The organism is Spartinivicinus poritis (assembly GCF_028858535.1).
GTDB classification, from domain to species: Bacteria; Pseudomonadota; Gammaproteobacteria; order Pseudomonadales; family Zooshikellaceae; genus Spartinivicinus; species Spartinivicinus poritis.
Window position 1 is genome coordinate 26,359 of sequence record NZ_JAPMOU010000043.1, and the last position, 18,203, is coordinate 44,561.

The window sequence follows — 18,203 nt, forward strand, 5'->3', positions numbered from 1 at the left end:
GTTTAAGTAGGGGCTTTTTGTATTACTAATCGAGCCTTTTGGCTTCTTCTAATATTTGCTTTAAAGCTTCTTTGTACTTTGGGTTAGTAAAAGGTGAGCCGTCTTTTTAGTTGCACCAACCTGACGAGCAAATTCGGACTGGAATTAAATCGTTCATGCCTTTTGATGCATCTTCAACAACGGCTCTGATTCCTACTGCTCCATTGTGTCTACTGGGTGAAAACATTACTCTTTGGTTGCCTTTGCTATTTACTCCTGCGTTTTTTTCAATTCTCTCAATCAAATTAATTCTCTCGGGTTCTAAGTGCCTGATTTCTCTTTTGCCTGCGTTGACACATGGCCAGCACTCCTTGCTTTTGTATGGAAGTACATCAAATGGCGTTTTAGCGATTAGCGCATTTCTATCTTCATCTGTATGACGAACTAGTGGTGACCATAGTTCTCTATCTCCGTGATCAGGACTGCAATCTACCCATTCAGGAGCGGTTAACCTGTTTCGGCTTTCACAGCGTCTTACGCCATTCATGCAGGTTGATAGTTTTTCTGGGTCGTGTTTATCAAGCCATTGTCGTGCAGGTTCTTTTTTTAATGCTTCGGTACAGAACTGAAACCTACCACCACCCCCACGTGGCCAGGCTTTTTTTCTAAACACCAGCTTTTCCATACCTTCGCTTTTAGTTTGGGCAGTACTAAAGCCAAGGCTTTTTACCCATTTTTCAGCATTTATAACGCGTTCGTTCCAAAAGTCACATGCCCAGCCAGTATCAGAATAAACGACAGTTACGCTTCTTAGCTTTCGATCAAATGCCCACTGAATTAATGCAATGCTGTCGTTTCCGTAACTGGCAAAAATTACGTACTCCATTCTTGTCTCCTTTAAATCTGGTCTCAGCCCCTCTAACATGCCTACTAGGGCTTAATGGACGTGTTGCTTTTTGTCGTATTTGTGTCTTTGAGACTGGTTTTAGCCGTTCTAGAATGCTTATTAGCGGCTGATTTAGGCTTACTACGTTGTTGTGTGTCTCACCCCCTAATTTGGTCTCGGACTGTCTAGCACGCCTACTAGCGACTAGCAGACAACAGCTTTTGTATAAGCTCTACCGCTCGGCCACTTTTGATTAGCTCGCTATTACAGCGGTATATGTTCCAGCCCAGGTTCATGGCTTCGTGGTATTTCTCCATGTCGTTGGCAAAGCCCTGGCCTCGGTTGTGTCTTCCGTTTATCCATCCTCCGCCTTCAACTTCTACGGCTAATTTCTTATCTGGCCAGGCGAAGTCAAAGCGCCATCTTCTTGTTGGGTGGAATTTGTATTCTGTTATTGGCTTGGGTAGCTTGTGGGCTTTCAAATGAAATTCTAAGACTGACTCCAGTTGACTCATATCAAACTTTAAATTGTTTTATGACTTGTCGTTCAAGAAGTGCTAGCAAAGTAAACTTCTTGTGTTGTATTGTCTGACTCGAAAGATATAAGACATTTAAAACCACCTGTTTATGGTTCATTGTCTCAGTCCCCCTGATGGTCCGTACTATTCGCTGAGGCAATGTTTTTTTTAGCATCGCTCTACAGAATGCCCGTGTAGTTGGCTTAGATGTAAATAAACTTCGTACATAGCTTGGGCTTCATCATCCGGGCCGCTTTTGATATGCCATTGGGTAACGCCATCTAGGCTGTATGTGTTGCCTTGTCCGTCTTCCCATACCCATTGGCCAGGCTTTACGTTTATTGCGGTTTGGCTGACAGTGGGTCTGGCTAGCTGTTTGAACATTGAGTCGGGGAATACTTGCTTGATGAGTTGTTTGTTGATTTCTATCATGTTGTTTCCCTTATCCAAGTTTTAAGTTCTTCTGGTAAGCGGTAGTTATGTCTAGCGAGTAGGTGTAGGCATTCGATATACAGCTGGTGTTGGGTGCCGTAGCGTTTTTCGAATCGTGCTTTATAGGGGTGGATGGCCCAGCCGTTTAATTGCTTGTTTCCAGTTCCATCCTGGTGGTGGCCAGCGCATAGGGGTAATACGTACCAATGAGCATGGTCTTTTGTTCTGCCGTCTATGTGGTGGATTGATACCCAGTTGTTTTGGTTGCCTGCTTTTCTACAGGCAATACATCCGACGTGTTCTGCCAGGGCATCATGGAATTGTTTTTGTGCTTTGGTTACGCTACGGCCTAGCACTTAAAATACCTGCCTGTTATTTACGTCGGCGTGGTGTCTTAAGCGGCCTTCGTGTTGAATAATGGCGTTTAATGCTTCACGACCATCTTTTGCTTTTTTCTTGCCTTGCTTACCAGTTTTTGACAGTAGGGTGAGGGATTCCCTTATATCTTGTACTGCGTTTGAGAAGGTGATGTTAGTTAATTTATTCCAGCTTGATATTTTATTTTTTAACGAGGTAATTTCGTCACATACTTCCGTGGTTTCTAACAGCTGGCCTATTATCTTGGTACCACATGCATAGGTAGTTGCCATAACGCCTGTATGAACACCAGCGACTTCACTGCTTATTTCTCTCATGCCACAGTTAACGCACTTGCTTTCGTTAATCGGCTCTGGTGTCTCAACAATGTTAAAAAACTCTGGTGGAGTCATAATGGCTTGCTCAAATAGTTTGTTAATTTTATTTTCAGTAGATTTATTTGATTTTTTATCCATATTATTCACCCAGTGATTTTATAAGTAGGTGTACATCGTTAGCGGTGAACTTCTTTAATTGGCTAGGGTCTTACTGATTGCACGGTAGCCCCCGTGTGCATTGCTTCGTTTTACTCACTACCCCTAAACAGCGTTGACGAAGCAGTGCTTTTTTTATTTGGCTATTCCCAGTCTTAGCGCTGCTTCTTTAACTATTAATATGTCATCACCGTAGCCCCACGGGTTTCTAAAGCCGTTGCCCATGTCTGGCTGAAAATAGTTTGCTCTTAGTTGGTGGCCTTTAGATATGTAATTTCTGAAGCTTTCGATTAAGCCTCTTAGCGTTCCGCCTTGACTAAAGTTTTTCCACCTATGCTGGTAGTGGGTGTAAATACGCTCTTTTGTCTCTGAATCAATGAACCAAATTTTTCCTCGTTCATCGATTTCCATTGTTGAAATAAAAGGATTTTCAACTTGCTTAAAACCATATGCATTTTCTGAGAAAAAGCACCGGCCACAGCTGGCAATGACTTTGATTAACTCGTTTACTGCTTCAAGGCGTTGTTGTTTGGTTTGGCTAGTCATGTTGATCCCTATACAGTTGATATACATAAATTTGTAAAAATATTGAGGTATATCTATTCTTGATAATGAAATGACTCCTATTCACATTGCTTCGTTGTTTAATCCGCGAATAAAGACCCAAAGGCGAAGCAATGCTTTTTTTACCTTCTTAACATTCCCTTAATTGCTGTCATTGCATCAGTTTTATTATTTAAATGGCTTAAGCCTGCTTGTTGAATTGATTGTTGTTGCTGTTCATCGTGGTAAGCCTTGTTACGTTCAGCGATGGTTTGTTGTACTTGGCCGGGTAGGGCTTTGGGTATATCGCTGATTGGCTCACCCTTTAGTATTTTTTTGGTGATTATTTCGTAGTTTCTTGTGAAGACAGGCAGTATGTGTTTTTCTGCCATTGACTTTAATTCAAAGAAACCGGTTTGTTTTGCTGCTTCGTAAACGGCTTGGTGAGACCATTTGGCTTTGCTTGGGTTTAGCTCATGAGCGTGTTTACAAGCTTCGTGATAAGCGGTTGCAGGCTCAGGTAGACCCAAGTCTTCGGGCTGAGGTGTACACCACTTGATGAATGTGCCAGGATCAGGAAAATATTTATCATCAATTGATCTGGCTTTATCAAAACCCAAGCGTAGCTGTTCAAAACTCAAAATACCGTTTTTGATGAATGCCTTGGTCCACTCTTTTTTGGCAATGGCTTCTGCTCGCCCGTCTGGTAGCGATAGTTTCCAAGCAGGTCTAATCGCTTTCAATTGATCAAACACTCGGTTAATAATTTTCTCAGTTTGTTGCTGGTTGAGTGCCTGGTTTTGGTTACTGTGAATATCTTGCTGACCAGGATTAAAAGTTAATTTTGATACAATTTTAGTTGCTTGTTCCATGCTAAAAATCTCCTAAGTCACCTGACCAACCTTCGCTTGACTGCATGTTTTCGCACTGCTTTTGGATTTGTTTTACTTGCTGCTCATTTTTTTGGTCCAAAGCCTGGTTAAGCTCTTGCTGCCTCTGGTGACGAGGCCATTGGTCTATCAGGTGTTGTATAAAACGGGCTGTCCAAGCTGGATGCAGATCACCACGACCAAGCCAGTAGAGTTTAAATTCATCGAGTTTTAAGTTAGCAAAGTCAGGGGTAATGCCTGCCCGAATTAAACTGGCTTTCACCCTTTTCCAATCAGGCTCCCAATTTTCAGTCATGGGGGTACCTTGGGGTTTTATTCGGGTTTCGTATTTTTTTTGAAAAATATCAGGCTCTGAATTTTTGACCTCGCGCGTGTTTGTTGTAGTTGTATATGATGATTCTAATGATGGTTTGGGGGTCACAGGTGAACCCCTCCCCAGGTCACTAGTGCACCCCTCCCGGTTCATAGGTGAACCCCCTATATTTTCAGGTAGTTCATTTTGAACTCCCCCATTATTTGAGGGTGGGTCATTTTGATCCCCCTCATTTTCTTCAGCTTCAGAGGAGTGATCTAAATTAATTTGGCAACCCACATGTAAATAAAAATGATTGGATGTGGTTGCACCACTAGCTGAAGCTCGCTCAAATTTTGTTAATAAATTTAATTCTGCTAAAGACTTGATGTGTCGCTTGACTGTCGAGCGAGATAATGATGTTTTTTCTGCTATTGTATCCATTGCAGGCCAGCAGTAGCCTTGGTCATTAGCATTATCAGCCAACGCTAATAAAACTATTTTTTTATTGGGTTCGAGATTTGAGAGGGAAAACGCCCAAGCTATCGCTTGTACACTCATAAATAACCCTCCCGAAACACTGTATAAACGTTGATTTTTTCGGCAGTTTTCTGCATAATATTTACATCCTTTGTTGTTAAAAAAACTGCTTCTCTTGGTCGGGTAAAGCAGTTTTTTTATGTCTAAAATTTAGTCTTGAGCTACAAATAAGGTTTTCTTTAGCTGTTCTATCTCTTCTTTTGAATATTTGTATTTTTCAAAAGCCTTTTTGATCGGGTTCAGTGCGTTGTGAGCATCGATTAAAGCTGCTACATCTGGATTTGAGCTAACTAACTCAACAGGTTCGTAACTGTAATAATAATGACGGTAAGTATTACCTTCTAAATCAGTAAAGAACTCACCTTGTCTCGTTAAGTTCTGCTCAATTTTTGACGCTCGATCAAATAACACATTTGCTAGCTCATGATCAGATATATGACCAATTATTTTTGTAGTAAAAGTAACTTCCATTTACTCTTGCTCTCCAATTTTTAAGCGTAAAAATACCCTGCCAGCAAAATACAATTATTTGCTTGCTACTAAATTAGGATTTAATTAATTTTATTGAGCCTAAGCCCGGTTAATTAATACGACTAAGTTATCCTGATTGAGATTTTGGATAGATACACTGTGGATTCATTTTCACTACTTCCATATCAGCTCTCCTTTTGTATTGGATACTGTACACTCGTACAGCAACACAAAGTCTAATGACAAAACTGCATGGTTTAGGTATATTTTCCCTATACAACAAGGCGTTACAGTGTAACGGTAATGGATGAGTGCTTTTACTCCTTTTGCTCTCACCCCCAGGCCGCGTGCTGCAAGGCATCACTTAGCACTTTGTTGATTCGGGTTTATTAGTTGGCCGGGACGCCTTTGGTGTTCCGGTCTTTTGTTGTCGTATTGTTATACATTCATGACATAATGTCATATATTTAAAATACGTTAGTCAGGTTAGCAGCCTAATAATTACAAAGCAAGACTTTAATGCAAGATATGAGTGAACTCTGGGAAAGAATACGAGCGGCAAGAGCCAGTGCCAGCTTGACTCAAGAAGAAATGGCAGAAAAGCTAGGTGTTGCTCGACCTACTATTGGCGTATGGGAAACACCAGACCCAAGCAAGCGTTCAAAACCTAGAGAAAAAATGTTAAGAAGAATAGCTGAAGTCACTGGGGCACCCTATAACTGGCTAGTTTCAGAGAGCTCAGAAATTGACCCAGAATTTATTCTTCAAAACCCTGACCTGCAAAGTAAAAGCTTAGAAAATCGACTTAAAACTCAAAAGCAAAGTAATAGAAAGGACCTAGAAAGAGCCTTACTTGAACTCCACACTATGGTGATTGAAGATACTATCAGTTACGATGACGCTGAAGTCATTATTGCATTAGCTAGTGCAATTAAAGGTAGAGCTCACAAGCAATAACTTACTTGTTACCCAGGACTTTTGCCAAAACGACAATTGCACTTATTTCATCAGAATTTAGCTCATCATTCACAACCATTGCATATAGATCTTGCACTGCCTTTTTAGCCTTTGCTTTCTGCTCTTGACGCAAGTTTAATACTTCCTTTTCTAACCCACTCTCTATATGTACTTGTTCAGACTTTGACTTTAACCAGTGTAAAGAAACACCTGTTGCTTGACTAATCTTGTGTAAGTTTGCTTTTCGTGGCTTTAATCTCTTAGTTGAATCTTGCGATTCCCACTGGCATACAGTAGCTCTACTAACACCACACATTTCAGCCAGCTCTTCTTGAGTTAACTCAGCCCTAACTCTAGCCTCTTTGATCTTTTCAAATAAGTTAATCATTACTTGCTTGCCCAAAGTATTAGGATAAACATTCTAGCATCACCTCAAACCCTGTTGAAACAGCAGCTTATAGTATCTCACACTAAAACCTTTCAAATTTCCATATTACAATCTTGCAAATTTCCATATTAACACGTATCTTAATAGTTAACTTCTTGAGGATAGTGCTATGGACGGCAACACAATCACAGACGGAACCTGGAAAGCTCACTTAGAAAATCCGTATCTAGCACCACGCGAGACCTTATACTGCTTAGGGCTTCTATCCGGTAAGACTGATAAGTCAATTGCTCGCGATCATGATATCGAACCGCAGTCAGTGAGCAGCAGAATAAAAAACGTACATTACAAGCTTAAAACTGCTAATCGAGCGCATCTGGTTGCTGAGTTAATACGGCTAAAAATCGTCACACTCAATGTTTCACCTGTGGTGATGATATTAATGGCTGTATTTATTGTGAATAGCGTGCCTTTGGTAGTGAATGATAACCCTGATAAACCCCGGCAAGTCCGCATAGTACAACGGACTGGAAGACGGCCAGAGTATTTGCCGTTAGACAATAATGCAAAAGGAGACGAGCTATGTATGAAGACGCAACTATATATCAGTTAAAAGCCAATGCTGATTATGTCGTAGAAATGTTATTAGGTGGGTTTGGAGAAGCAGCGTTTAAGCCCTGTGGTAAATATGAAGAATTAAGTTATGGGTTTGTGCCAGTTAAAAAAGGCGATTATTTAATTACTCGTAAGAAACAAGCATTGTTCAGGGTTAAATTAGAGAAAAAAATATTATCTCCAGCTGTTTTAAGGAAACATGTTGTTGAGGCGGTTGAAGATCATAAAGACCTGACTGGCGAACGTATGTCAAAACAGCAGGTTGAAAGCTTGAAGCAGGAAGTTAGAACCGGGTTGCTTCCTCGGGCACCAACGATAACGACAGTGGTTGAGGCTTACATTGATACAGAGCGAGGTTGTTTAGTCGTTAACAATCCTGATAAAGATGCCAATAAGGTTTTGATACAGTTATTTATGCAAACGCTTGGTAGTAGCTCAAGAGCTATTACGTTAGATACGGTGGCAGCATGACTATGGCTACTCGCTTACCTAAGAACGAAATAATTAATAACCAACAGCTAAGGAGAAGAAAAACAGAAGCCGATTTGATGTGGGATAAAATAACCGAAAAATATCAAGCTGATTTAGCTATTCATAATAGCCTGCGCTGTCGTATGCGGTATGTGCTTGATAAAACCCGGCATAAGTTATTTGTAGAACCAGCAACATTTTAAGTTAATTAAATTATTAGTTTTTAATCACTCAGTTTTGAGCTACGGCACTTTATTGCCTAAAAAAAGGAGACCTTGTCAATGAATGAAAATACTCCATTTAGTCAAACAGTTGGATACATCAATCGTGGTAGCCTGGATAGTGAGCTAACTGAAACGCTATCTGAACTGGTACAGGCTGTGAGAGATACTCGTAAAGCTGGCAGTATAACTCTACAGCTCAAAGTACAAATGCTCAGTGCGAATAATGAGGATACGGTAAAAATTACGCCCAATATTAAATCGAGCATTCCTCAGCATGAGCAACCCCAAGCCATTTTTTGGTCTACTGCTGATGGTGACTTACTCCGTAATGATCCCAAGCAATCAGAGTTAGACCTTAAAACCGTGCCAGCTAATGGCGCAAATCAAAACCTAAAATCTATTAACTAATAAGCAGTATTTTTCACTTTAACCAAAAGGAGACAGCATGGAACACAATAGCGTGCAAGAGTTAATTAAGTTAGGTGCTAGCCAAGTTATTCACAACAAAGAAGGAATTCCCTTTGTTGCGATTAGCCATGACTATAAATTAACAAGCATTGAGCAGTATTTGCCACATCCGATTAAAATGCGTCAACATGTAAAAATGAATACAGTTCAATCATTAATTAACTACATTAATCGCTTTAAAAATCCACATACTACTATTTTTGCTGATGACACAAGACAATCCTTTAATGCTGTAATTGACTTTCATGTGTCACAAGATGAGCCGAGAAGCGGTAGCCACACTGTGGAGTATGGTTGTCCTCTCTCCCGAGAGTGGGAAGCCTGGCAGTGTAGAAATAATGAAAAAATGGACCAAACCACCTTTGCAGAGTTTTTGGAAGAAAGAGCCGAAGACATTGTTAACCCTAGTGGTGCCGAGCTATTAGAAATTGCTCTGAAGTTTAATGTTATTCGCAAGGCGGTATTTGGCTCAGCCATGCGGTTAAGCACGGGGGAATATCAATTTACTTATAGTGAGGATAACCAAAAAGGAACAGTCGAACTCCCTGAGCAAATAAAGCTAGGGCTAGCACCTTTCCACAATGGCGAAAAATACGAAGTAAAAGCCAAACTCTATTATCGATTGCAAGAAGGCCAGCTACTGTTGTGGTACAAGCTGGTTGAGCCGGAAAGAGTTATTGAAGATGCGTTTAATGAGGTAACTCAACGTATTCAAGCCGGTGTTGGTGATCTGATGATTATTGAAGGTAGGGACGCATAATACCAACAGGTTTGGCAGGAAGCTGTCGCCAAACCTAAAATCAAAAAAAATAATACCCTTATACCTTATTAGGACTTAGCAATGATCAATGACAAACTAGGCTTGCAGCCATGGAAGCAACACACCCGAGTATTCAAATATAACCTCAAAGATGCCAATGAAATTGATATAGCGATTGCTGAATTTGCTCTCGACCAATCGGCAGGTATAGCCAACCAGGCAATTGTTAAAATGGTTACTTCAAGCAAGCCAAAAAATAAAGAGTTTGATATTGAAAAACTGAGCGAGGATAACCAAAAACTAATCAATAAAATTTACCAATATATTGAGTTTTTTGAGGATTATAAAGGTCGTCAGCCCTACTTTATTTGGCTCACACCTGAACAGGTTCAAAGTATAAAAAGTGACTGTAAAAAAGCTGGAATCCCACCCCCCAAGAGTTTTCGAGGGGTATTGTATATGCGCTGTTTAGGAGTTGTTTAGTTATGTTGACTGTAACGCGTCGAGTTGGTGAGTCACTAAAGATTGGTGATTATCGAGTGATATTGCGAGCGAGAACGGTGGGTGGTGTAACACTCACTACCTTACATAAAGGCCATATTAGTATTAAGGATATTGAGTTTGGCCACCCCTTTAAGCTGAATCATGAAATAACTGTTTATCCATACCCTAGTAATAGGGAGGGTTTATCTAAATCAACGGGGCAAGCAAAGATAAGTATTAGTGCACCGAAGCATATAAAAATACTTCGGGACGAGGTTGAAACGGGCTTTTGTAGAAATAGTAAAACCAACCGGACTTTTTTTGGAGTAATGAGCTAAGGAGGTAATTTTGCTTGAATGGATAAAAGCCTCAAAGTACCGACAACTATTCCACTTATCAATCATTGAATTTACACGCATGCGTTATAAAGGAGAATGGCTTCAGGATAGAGAATATCGGAAAGCAGCAGATGGCACCTACTGGGTCAACGTCATATACGTAAATGATAAATATACAGCTAATGATGCTGAAGAACCTTATATAGCAATGGAGGGCAGCATGTTAAACTGGGTAAAACTAAAAAAATATTATGAGCTTTCAGGTGATACACAAAATAGTTTTCACCACAAAAAAAGCAAAGGGCTTTGGCGAGAAGGTAAGGAATTCCGAAAAGCCGCTGATGGCGTTATCTGGGTTAACCTTAATGCAGTTAATGAATTTGCAGAAAAAAGCACTTATATTCCTAAACACTAATAACAATGAGCATTAAAGTCATTATTAATCGTTTATCAAAAACAAAGCCAAAAGGCCTTGAGTTTCGTCAACATATTAACTTTGTCAGTATACGTCTACATTTTATCTATAAAGGGGTACTATGTAAGGAAGTCGTCACTCGCCGTGAAATACCTAAAGAACTATGCAAAACCTCTCTTGCTACTTTTGAGGAAAAGCTTAAATCAGATGTAACCTATACTAATCGCAAAAAAGAAACAATACTCTATGAAATTGAGAGAAATCTGTTTAGTTACAGCAAGCACTTTCCTAACTCTCAAAAGTGCAAGCTGTTTGGTGAATTTTATAATGCTAAAACAACCATTGGTGAGCTACTACAAGACTATATCAACAAAGTTGAGCAGCTTAAAGAAAAGAGCACCGCCAGGAATTATATTAAATCTATCCGAGGTCAGTTAATCCCTGAATTTGGAAGTATTCCTGCCAGGGAGCTACAACCAAAACATATACGGGATTGGGTATATAAAAAAAGCCTCACATGCAAGCGTAAAACGATTGCTAACCATCTAATTCCACTTAAACATGTGCTTAGGGATGCCATGATAGATGGGCTAATTCAAACCAATCCACTTGATCTGATTGACCTGGACCAAATGATTACAAAACAGTCTAAACGGAGTGATTATATTTGCGATCCATTTAGCTTAGTCGAAATTGAAGCAATATTAGGTGTGATGGAGGGACAGGTTAAAAACTATTTTACTACTGCATTTTTTACTGGCATGCGAACAAGCGAGCTTATTGGACTTACCTGGGATAAGGTCAACTTTAAGAAAAAGTATATTACAGTTGATGCCGCCTATGTTGATGGTGAAATGAAAGAAACAAAGACTGGGCAAAAAGGTATTCGCCGCATTTTAATGCTTGCTCCTGTAGAACATGCCCTACTCGATCAGAAAAAATATACTTCTGACTACCAAGAGTTTGTCTTTCATCATCCTAACCGCCCAGAAAAGTGGTTAAATGACAAACAAGTCCGTGAATGGGCTTGGCGCCCTGCCCTGGACAAAGCCAGAGTTAGATACCGAAACCCTTACCAAACTCGACATAGCTTTGCTTGCTTAATGATTGCTCAAAATGAAAACCTATTCTGGATAGCACAACAGATGGGACATACTGGTGTTGAAATGATCAATCGACACTATGGTAAATATATTGAGCAATATGGGAAACAGTACAAACCGAAAAGTGATTTTGCAGAACTTATCAAATAATAAAGCACCCCTATTTTTTCAGCTGTTTTACTCCACTCTGCTATAGTGGCTTTGAAGACAAGGATACTCTTGGCTTCTGCCCTGATTCTTTCAACGAAGAGCTGGCATGCTACTCAGATATAATGAGAGTAACAAACTCCGACCGTAAGAAAGCTGTTCCTGTAGGTTGTCAATCTCTGCCTGATAACACTGTTGTTGTGTTTGATTATGGTGAGTCATTTGTTTTAATATTCCGTGAAGGTCACCCTAGATCAGGGCAATTAGTCTGGAGACACTTGTCTGAGGGGTATAAGGATGCTGAAACGTTTACCGACTTTGCACAGTTTTTGACTTATTGGATTTAGCTTATAATAACTAAGTGATTAAAGTTGTTACTTGGCCTTATTATTTAACGTAAATCCGAGTTGGGCTTGATTGCATTCAACCTTTCTTTCAATTTACCTCCTTCAACTGGATGCAATTGAGCCATTCGACTAATTTTACCAAATAAACTCTTATATTCTTTCTCATATTGCTCACCACCTATTGCAAATTCAGCAAATCTTTCGAGCTTATAAACTTGGGCTCTTAACTTTTTTCTTTCCTTTTTGGGCAAGGTAGGATAGTCAGAGTTTACATTTAAATTATGTACAGATTGAGGACCATGACTAGGCATTATGCAGTGTTTTTTTCTATTTGGCTTCCCTCCAATGCTAAAAATCATTTGAATAACCTCACTGATAATGTTGGTTATTTCATTTTTAGATAAAAACTGTTCAGACGAAATTGTTATATCATCAATATATCTTGAATATTTAATTCCCTTATGTGATAGCTTTTTTACTAGTATAGGCTCTTGCTCCCACAATACGAGATTAGCGATATAGCTACTAGTAATTGCACCTTGAGGCAAACTACCTTGAAAAGTTACTAACTCAGTTAGTATAGAGGCCACTTCAGGGGAGAACCCAAATAACTTTAGCCACATCCTATAGATAACATCACTGTTTATTGAAGGAAAAAAATTTTTTATATCTTCGCTTATTACAAGCCTCTGTCCAGTATGAATTTGACAATTACCAATATAATAGCGCCCTTTAATACTTCCTTGTAAATATTGTGGATACAATATATTTGAAAAAATTCTACTCTTTATTAATCGGTGAATAGCTTTTAGATTTTCTTTGACATCAAAAGTAATTCTTTTCTCGCCATCTGGCTTATCAATAGTTTTGGTAATAAAGAAAAACTTGTCTGAATTGGAAGAGAGCTTCAATAACCCTTGATGAGTTATATTTAATAATTTACATAATGAACTTATCTTAGCTATTGGCTTTTTCGTGTACTGGGGAGTCATCAGTATTTCTTATTAAATTAATTGCAACACCCGATAGTTTTTCAGTTAGTTCACTACTTAACGTTGATAACTCACTTTTATCTGCACCTAAAAACGCAACAATGCTGAGAGGTACTTCTAACGCCTCACAAATATTATTAATCGTAGAAAAACTGGGGTCTCTTTTGCCTTGCTCAATAAGTGTCAAGTAAGAAATTGAAATTTCAGCTTTTTCAGCCAAGATAGTCTTAGAAAGCCCCTTCAATTCTCTACATAATTTGATTGCCTTTCCAATGTTCAAAATAAACTTCCTCTTAAATTGAATGGCCTACTGTGCCTCGCGCTACAACAAATTACTTAGCTTTTCAATCAATTTAGCAATTGACGGTATGTATTGAACTACCTTTCCAATAGCACTCAAGACTTCCATTTGAGAAACATTCTTGTCAGAGCATTCTAATTGCTTCTCAAGCAACTCAATTGACTGATCAATTTTTGCAAGTTCACCTGCCTCAACCTCAGTGTGCACCTCTTTTCTAACTTCTCTCAACAATTCAAGAGCAGTATGTAAAAGCATACTCATCTAATACATCCTTTGACTATTCGGTGCAAAATTACACCAGTCGTCAATGTTATTCTGAACCGAATAGGAATGAGGTAAAGGCGTAGACCATTCTAGTTCGCTTGCGAAGCAAGCATCAGTCGTGGCTAATATTAACCAATAACTGGCTTGTCCGTGGATAAGACCACCTAACCAGAGTGGTCGGCTTAGCAGTAAAGCCGTGTAACAAGTCCAGATAACAGGATGATGAGATCTTTTAAAGAGCACCTAGACGATAGCATCTAGCCTTGAAATTATAATACAGTGGCCACCAAACAAAGTAAACACTTTTTTGACTGACAGTAAAAATTTGCTTAGAGAAGCCCACCATATCTAACTGTAAGGTCGCAGTTGGAATATAAATATTAGGGTACAATACTAGTGAGTAATAAATAATGAGAAACCAAGAGTCTACCTTACAGCTCCCCTAAACTGCTAACATCAAAAAACCAATAACTATCAATAAATTAAGAGAATTGCGTCGGCTTTTCTAGCCTCCCCCCACGCCGTTAAGAAAAAACCACAGTGAAAATAGGATTAGCCTAGAGATTTAAGATCACAAAGATACGGACTCACACTTGCCTCTAACTCAACAATCAGCTCTGGATCCATGTACTTATATTCATCAGGGATATCAAGTACATGGACTGGCTTAAAGTCTAGCATTCTAGTAAATTCAGCGACCAGCCGGTTTTTATGTTTCTTTTCCATAACGAAGATGACATCAGCCCAGCTAATATCTGCCGGACTAACTGTTTTCTTTGCTCTTGGACTTGTGCCTGCTGACCGTGTATTGCAATTGGGATACTTCCTCCACATAGCTTCAGCTGTGGGGCTACGCCATTGATTCCGGCTGCAAACAAATAATAGATTTGAAATACTACTCACCATTTATCAACTCAATATCTAAGAGTTGACGAATATCTTTCCTAGGGTATTCAAACCCTAATTGCCTAGCGCGGGAAAGCTTTTCAGACCGAAGATAAACCATCTTCCAGTTTTTCTCTGGCTTCCAGCAATCATCAGTTCCGATTCCTCGCCCACTGTTAATTCTGTTTTTGAATCTTCTCCAGGCACGGTTTCTTAGTTCATTCATTGGAAAATCCTCTTTGTATACCGGGTTCAGCAGCCGCGGTAATACGATGAGGACTATGAACACTGCTCATTCAATATTAAGAGCATCTAGGTGTCATAAAAAATCCACCGTTATATTAACCAAAACCTATGTATACTAAAAGACTGAAATTCATGGGCGACCACCAATAAGAATCATTCTTATCAGGCAGCATCATTAAACAGTCGTTTGAGCCAAATCGCTTCCCTTGTACTTCCCCCAACCCCTAGCTACTCATAAAACATAGAATTATCAATAAGTTAAGCGGCTTTCGTCGGTTTTTCAATTCCCGCCGCCTCCACCACTTCCACTCACCTTGAATTTCCTCAAACTCCTTTAAAATCAACCACTTAACGCATTACCTGAAAATCTTACAGGGTGAGGTTTTGTGTGTATTTGGGGACAATTTTCGCACTCGTTTCGCACTCAAACAGCACTTAGGCAAGAACCAGTCAAAATAAGAACTTGGTTAGGTATGCGATAACAGTATATTGATTAGAGCACTGACCGAAAGTAAAAAGCTTATGGCTTTTCACTCCCAGGATATTTCGTTAAAAGGTATTAATACCTTCTACGTTGAGGGCGGCTATTAGATTTAGGTTGTGCTTGATTAACTTTGATATTACGACCCTGTAAAGAGGAACCGTTTAACCCTTTGATAGCTGCATCAGCTTCGGAGTTATTATCCATCTCAACAAAACCAAATCCTTTTGACTGGCCAGAATCCCGGTCAGTAATCAGCGTTACATCTGCTACGGCACCATAAGCGGAAAAGGTTTCTTTTAAATCTTCAGCTGTGACATTGTATGACAGGTTGCCAACGTACATTTTCATGAATGCTTCTCTATATAATGTGTGTTGATAGGAATCACTCTACCAGCAACCAATCACACAAATTGCTTGATAGAGAATAAGGGTTGACAGGTTCATGGAAACAGCAAAGATTTACAGTTCTGAAATTTCAGGAAAGAGAAAGTAGCGGATAGAGTCGCTAAGCTTCTATCAAGACAGGACTTACTAATTAACTTAGTCGGTCGTTAAAGTACCACACACCAGCAAAGATAGCTCCTACTCAGTAAGCCCAAATTACAGGCATAACAGTGCCTGTAATTTTATTTGTTAAAAATGCAACTCATACGATAAAATAATCATATTATCAAAACTTTGAACTTCCACAGTAGTTTGGTAGTTCCACCCCACCCTAAAACAACTATTCATTTTATTTCTGGCATATCAACAACCAAGTCAGAACCTTGTAATAGTTCAGAAATAACTGGCGGCCATTTCCCTTTACTCTTAGTAAAAAAAAGTCTTTCTTTGGCCCTTGAAATACCTACAAAAAAAGAATTTTTTTCTTCTCTTTGTTTCTCTGAATCGCATTGTTGAACAGCTTTGCATAACCCCCACCAAGAATCTTCATGGAAGTCAACAAAAAATACCGTATCAAACTCAAGTCCTTTGCTTTTGTGTATAGTCATCAGCTTGACTTGATTTATTCCTTCATAATCATTTATTGCTTGCTCAATAATCTGTAAATTTTTATCCAGCGCATTTTGAAAAAGGGTACAAAAGGACTTAATTACCTTAGTTAAATATTGTGACTTATATTGAGGAAAAACAGCTTTTATCCTCTCATCACCAATGACCTCTATGATTTTATTAACGGATTTTTCTATAGAACTGGAAAGATCAAGAAATAACGTCAAGTTTACAATAAATTCTCTTAGCCTCTTATAGTCCCTATCTTGACTCAAATCATAGCCTGTGAAAAATGACGAAAGTCTCTCAAGTTCTTTTTCTTGCATGTAGTTAATATAACCAACTTTATATCTAATGAGTAGTATCAAAAAAACAGAGAGAGGCTCAACCATAAGGTCTTGTATTTTAACTCCGTCCTCAACAACCAACGCATCCTCATTTCGAAGATTAAGGCCATTATTTTGGAAAATTTCGTTCGATAGCTCAAAATAATCTTGAGATTTTTGCCTTAATATAAGAACAAAATCACTTGGCGTTAAATAAACATTATCACTTATAATTAAATTAATAAATTTGGAAATGTATTCAGACTCTCTATTTACATCATCAAATTTTTTTATCCCTATACTAAGAGCAGGCGGAGAATCTGTTCTAGTTCCTTGATAAACTATAGGTTCTTCTCCCTTTGGTGTTAAATCTTTAATAACATAATTTACGAGCCCAATAATATTGGAATTAGATCGATGATTAATTACTAAAGGAATGATCTCTAAATTGAAATCTTTCTTTAGATTTTCAAAGTTTTTGGGATTAGCACCAGCCCACCCCATTATCATTTGGTTTGCATCTCCTACAGCTGTAATTATTGTATCACTCCCCTTAAAAACAGTTTTCACAAAACTATATTGTGCGTTTGTCATGTCCTGAAATTCATCAAGAAAAAGATATTTGTAAGTTGATAAAATTAAGTTTCTTACCTGGAGATAATTTTTAACAATAGTAAAAGCCATAGAGCAGCACATAGAGTAGTCAGCAATTTTATTTACTGTGCAATAATCCCAAAAATTTACTATTGCTCCATTGGGTTCTAAACTTAAATCTAACGGAGAGTATGATTTTTTACAATGAAATACCTGACCTCCTAGTTCTTTTCTCTGATAATCATCCCACCAGTACTTATCAAAAGGATAAACATCAAAATTTGCTGGCATCTGTATCCAATCAGGCAAAAGCGTGGAAAACCTACGTACAATAGATATGAAAAATGCGTCGAATGTTGAGGAGATAAATCTTCTAGATAACTCCCTGCCACAGCGTAAAGTAACTCTGTTATTAATATTGGTAGCTGCATCTACTTTAAAACTAAGAGCTAATATTTTTTGAGGTGCTTTACATATACCGGTTTGCAATAAAAAATTGGCACGCTGTGCCAAAATTTCAGTTTTTCCTGCACCAGGGCCAGCAAGAATAGATAAGTTTTTATACTTTTCTTTTATGATTTTATCTTCAGTTTCTGTAGCTATAAAACCATTGCTTGGCTTCCATAGGTCAGAAGACAGATATTTACTCATCTTTTTCAGCTCCCTCTATAAGAGATGAGCACTTATTGACAAGTTTTTTAATAAATTCTGGGCATGCTTTCTTAAAGTCATTATCATCTTTCCCTAAGATATCCTCCATAGCCTGATAATGGGAGGCTACTTTACTTTTGGTACAAAATAGGTAGCGATACTTTTTCAACTCTTCATCCGTGTAAGTTTCAGGATAAGATTTTTCCTCATTCTCTTCACCTAAAACAGCTTTAACTAATGTATTATGATCACTTTTTCTAGCGTTATCTGCATTATATACCAGTCGCGAATCATTTCTAGGTTCAATAATACAGCATCATGTGTATAATCCACTGTTATGAGAGGATTT

28 protein-coding genes are annotated in these 18,203 nt (G+C 38.7%); 11 read left to right on the top strand and 17 right to left on the bottom strand.

The annotated features are described in order from the left end of the window. Window positions 1–106: 106 nt before the first annotated feature. From ORQ98_RS22785 to ORQ98_RS22825, 9 genes are all read right to left on the bottom strand, one after another. Window positions 107–865, bottom strand: a complete 759-nt coding sequence (locus ORQ98_RS22785) for an adenine nucleotide alpha hydrolase family protein (RefSeq protein ID WP_274691118.1) — start codon at window positions 863–865, stop codon at window positions 107–109. A 197-nt stretch (window positions 866–1,062) separates the two neighbouring features. Next, on the bottom strand, window positions 1,063–1,380 hold the full coding sequence (locus ORQ98_RS22790) for a PDDEXK family nuclease (protein WP_274691119.1): 318 nt from the start codon (window positions 1,378–1,380) through the stop codon (window positions 1,063–1,065). A gap of 171 nt (window positions 1,381–1,551) precedes the next feature. Beyond that, window positions 1,552–1,815, bottom strand: coding sequence for a hypothetical protein (locus ORQ98_RS22795; RefSeq protein ID WP_274691120.1), 264 nt, complete (start codon window positions 1,813–1,815; stop codon window positions 1,552–1,554). Next, window positions 1,812–2,171, bottom strand: coding sequence for a Ref family recombination enhancement nuclease (locus ORQ98_RS22800; RefSeq protein ID WP_274691121.1), 360 nt, complete (start codon window positions 2,169–2,171; stop codon window positions 1,812–1,814). The genes ORQ98_RS22795 and ORQ98_RS22800 overlap by 4 nt, the downstream gene beginning before the upstream one ends. Next, window positions 2,172–2,648: a hypothetical protein gene (locus ORQ98_RS22805; RefSeq protein ID WP_274691122.1), complete on the bottom strand. Its 477-nt coding sequence runs from the start codon at window positions 2,646–2,648 to the stop codon at window positions 2,172–2,174. Window positions 2,649–2,801: 153 nt separating this feature from the next. Then, window positions 2,802–3,212: a hypothetical protein gene (locus ORQ98_RS22810; protein WP_274691123.1), complete on the bottom strand. Its 411-nt coding sequence runs from the start codon at window positions 3,210–3,212 to the stop codon at window positions 2,802–2,804. Between the two features lie 140 nt (window positions 3,213–3,352). Beyond that, on the bottom strand, window positions 3,353–4,081 hold the full coding sequence (locus ORQ98_RS22815; RefSeq protein WP_274691124.1) for a replication protein P: 729 nt from the start codon (window positions 4,079–4,081) through the stop codon (window positions 3,353–3,355). 1 nt (window position 4,082) lies between these two features. After that, on the bottom strand, window positions 4,083–4,952 hold the full coding sequence (locus ORQ98_RS22820; protein ID WP_274691125.1) for a DnaT-like ssDNA-binding domain-containing protein: 870 nt from the start codon (window positions 4,950–4,952) through the stop codon (window positions 4,083–4,085). A 129-nt stretch (window positions 4,953–5,081) separates the two neighbouring features. Further along, a complete protein-coding gene (locus ORQ98_RS22825; RefSeq protein WP_274691126.1) occupies window positions 5,082–5,402 on the bottom strand; it encodes a hypothetical protein in 321 nt (106 codons plus the stop codon). Between the two features lie 519 nt (window positions 5,403–5,921). Here ORQ98_RS22825 and ORQ98_RS22830 point away from each other — a divergent pair. Further along, entirely contained in the window at window positions 5,922–6,359 is a 438-nt protein-coding gene (locus ORQ98_RS22830) for a helix-turn-helix domain-containing protein (RefSeq protein WP_274691127.1), read from the top strand. A gap of 1 nt (window position 6,360) precedes the next feature. On the opposite strand, the gene ORQ98_RS22835 is transcribed toward ORQ98_RS22830, so the two are convergent. After that, on the bottom strand, window positions 6,361–6,747 hold the full coding sequence (locus ORQ98_RS22835; protein ID WP_274691128.1) for a helix-turn-helix domain-containing protein: 387 nt from the start codon (window positions 6,745–6,747) through the stop codon (window positions 6,361–6,363). 169 nt (window positions 6,748–6,916) lie between these two features. Here ORQ98_RS22835 and ORQ98_RS22840 point away from each other — a divergent pair, with 169 nt between their 5' ends. The 10 genes from ORQ98_RS22840 (at window position 6,917) to ORQ98_RS22885 (ending at window position 12,118) form a co-directional block, all read left to right on the top strand. Continuing rightward, window positions 6,917–7,360: a helix-turn-helix transcriptional regulator gene (locus ORQ98_RS22840; protein WP_274691129.1), complete on the top strand. Its 444-nt coding sequence runs from the start codon at window positions 6,917–6,919 to the stop codon at window positions 7,358–7,360. Further along, window positions 7,330–7,833 carry a recombination-associated protein RdgC gene (gene rdgC / locus ORQ98_RS22845; RefSeq protein WP_274691130.1) on the top strand — a complete coding sequence of 168 codons (504 nt, stop codon included), beginning with the start codon at window positions 7,330–7,332 and terminating at the stop codon, window positions 7,831–7,833. Before ORQ98_RS22840 ends, rdgC begins: the two co-directional genes overlap by 31 nt. Before the next feature lie 2 nt (window positions 7,834–7,835). Then, a complete protein-coding gene (locus ORQ98_RS22850; RefSeq protein WP_274691131.1) occupies window positions 7,836–8,036 on the top strand; it encodes a hypothetical protein in 201 nt (66 codons plus the stop codon). A 78-nt stretch (window positions 8,037–8,114) separates the two neighbouring features. After that, window positions 8,115–8,465, top strand: a complete 351-nt coding sequence (locus tag ORQ98_RS22855) for a hypothetical protein (RefSeq protein WP_274691132.1) — start codon at window positions 8,115–8,117, stop codon at window positions 8,463–8,465. 37 nt (window positions 8,466–8,502) lie between these two features. Continuing rightward, window positions 8,503–9,285 (top strand): DUF2303 family protein, encoded by a 783-nt coding sequence (locus tag ORQ98_RS22860; protein ID WP_274691133.1) that lies wholly within the window; start codon window positions 8,503–8,505, stop codon window positions 9,283–9,285. 81 nt (window positions 9,286–9,366) lie between these two features. Next, window positions 9,367–9,768, top strand: coding sequence for a hypothetical protein (locus ORQ98_RS22865; protein ID WP_274691134.1), 402 nt, complete (start codon window positions 9,367–9,369; stop codon window positions 9,766–9,768). A 2-nt stretch (window positions 9,769–9,770) separates the two neighbouring features. Further along, on the top strand, window positions 9,771–10,106 hold the full coding sequence (locus ORQ98_RS22870) for a carbon storage regulator (RefSeq protein ID WP_274691135.1): 336 nt from the start codon (window positions 9,771–9,773) through the stop codon (window positions 10,104–10,106). A 10-nt stretch (window positions 10,107–10,116) separates the two neighbouring features. Next, on the top strand, window positions 10,117–10,521 hold the full coding sequence (locus ORQ98_RS22875; RefSeq protein ID WP_274691136.1) for a hypothetical protein: 405 nt from the start codon (window positions 10,117–10,119) through the stop codon (window positions 10,519–10,521). Window positions 10,522–10,526: 5 nt separating this feature from the next. Next, entirely contained in the window at window positions 10,527–11,774 is a 1,248-nt protein-coding gene (locus ORQ98_RS22880; protein WP_274691137.1) for a tyrosine-type recombinase/integrase, read from the top strand. Between the two features lie 122 nt (window positions 11,775–11,896). Beyond that, complete coding sequence (locus ORQ98_RS22885; RefSeq protein ID WP_274691138.1) at window positions 11,897–12,118, top strand: hypothetical protein; 222 nt, start codon at window positions 11,897–11,899, stop codon at window positions 12,116–12,118. 44 nt (window positions 12,119–12,162) lie between these two features. Here ORQ98_RS22885 and ORQ98_RS22890 read toward each other — a convergent pair whose 3' ends face one another. The 7 genes from ORQ98_RS22890 to ORQ98_RS22920 form a co-directional block, all read right to left on the bottom strand. Beyond that, window positions 12,163–13,110 (bottom strand): reverse transcriptase family protein, encoded by a 948-nt coding sequence (locus ORQ98_RS22890; RefSeq protein ID WP_274691139.1) that lies wholly within the window; start codon window positions 13,108–13,110, stop codon window positions 12,163–12,165. Further along, the gene (locus ORQ98_RS22895; RefSeq protein ID WP_274691140.1) at window positions 13,076–13,390 is read right to left on the bottom strand and encodes a helix-turn-helix domain-containing protein; all 315 of its coding nucleotides are present in this window, start codon (window positions 13,388–13,390) and stop codon (window positions 13,076–13,078) included. Before ORQ98_RS22895 ends, ORQ98_RS22890 begins: the two co-directional genes overlap by 35 nt. A 42-nt stretch (window positions 13,391–13,432) precedes the next feature. Continuing rightward, complete coding sequence (locus ORQ98_RS22900; protein WP_274691141.1) at window positions 13,433–13,672, bottom strand: hypothetical protein; 240 nt, start codon at window positions 13,670–13,672, stop codon at window positions 13,433–13,435. Between the two features lie 555 nt (window positions 13,673–14,227). Beyond that, on the bottom strand, window positions 14,228–14,509 hold the full coding sequence (locus ORQ98_RS22905) for a low molecular weight protein tyrosine phosphatase family protein (protein WP_274691142.1): 282 nt from the start codon (window positions 14,507–14,509) through the stop codon (window positions 14,228–14,230). Between the two features lie 61 nt (window positions 14,510–14,570). Beyond that, window positions 14,571–14,786 carry a hypothetical protein gene (locus ORQ98_RS22910; protein WP_274691143.1) on the bottom strand — a complete coding sequence of 72 codons (216 nt, stop codon included), beginning with the start codon at window positions 14,784–14,786 and terminating at the stop codon, window positions 14,571–14,573. 579 nt (window positions 14,787–15,365) lie between these two features. Beyond that, window positions 15,366–15,638 (bottom strand): RNA recognition motif domain-containing protein, encoded by a 273-nt coding sequence (locus tag ORQ98_RS22915; RefSeq protein ID WP_274691144.1) that lies wholly within the window; start codon window positions 15,636–15,638, stop codon window positions 15,366–15,368. A gap of 380 nt (window positions 15,639–16,018) precedes the next feature. Further along, a complete protein-coding gene (locus ORQ98_RS22920; RefSeq protein ID WP_274691145.1) occupies window positions 16,019–17,854 on the bottom strand; it encodes a UvrD-helicase domain-containing protein in 1,836 nt (611 codons plus the stop codon). Between the last annotated feature and the right edge of the window lie 349 nt (window positions 17,855–18,203).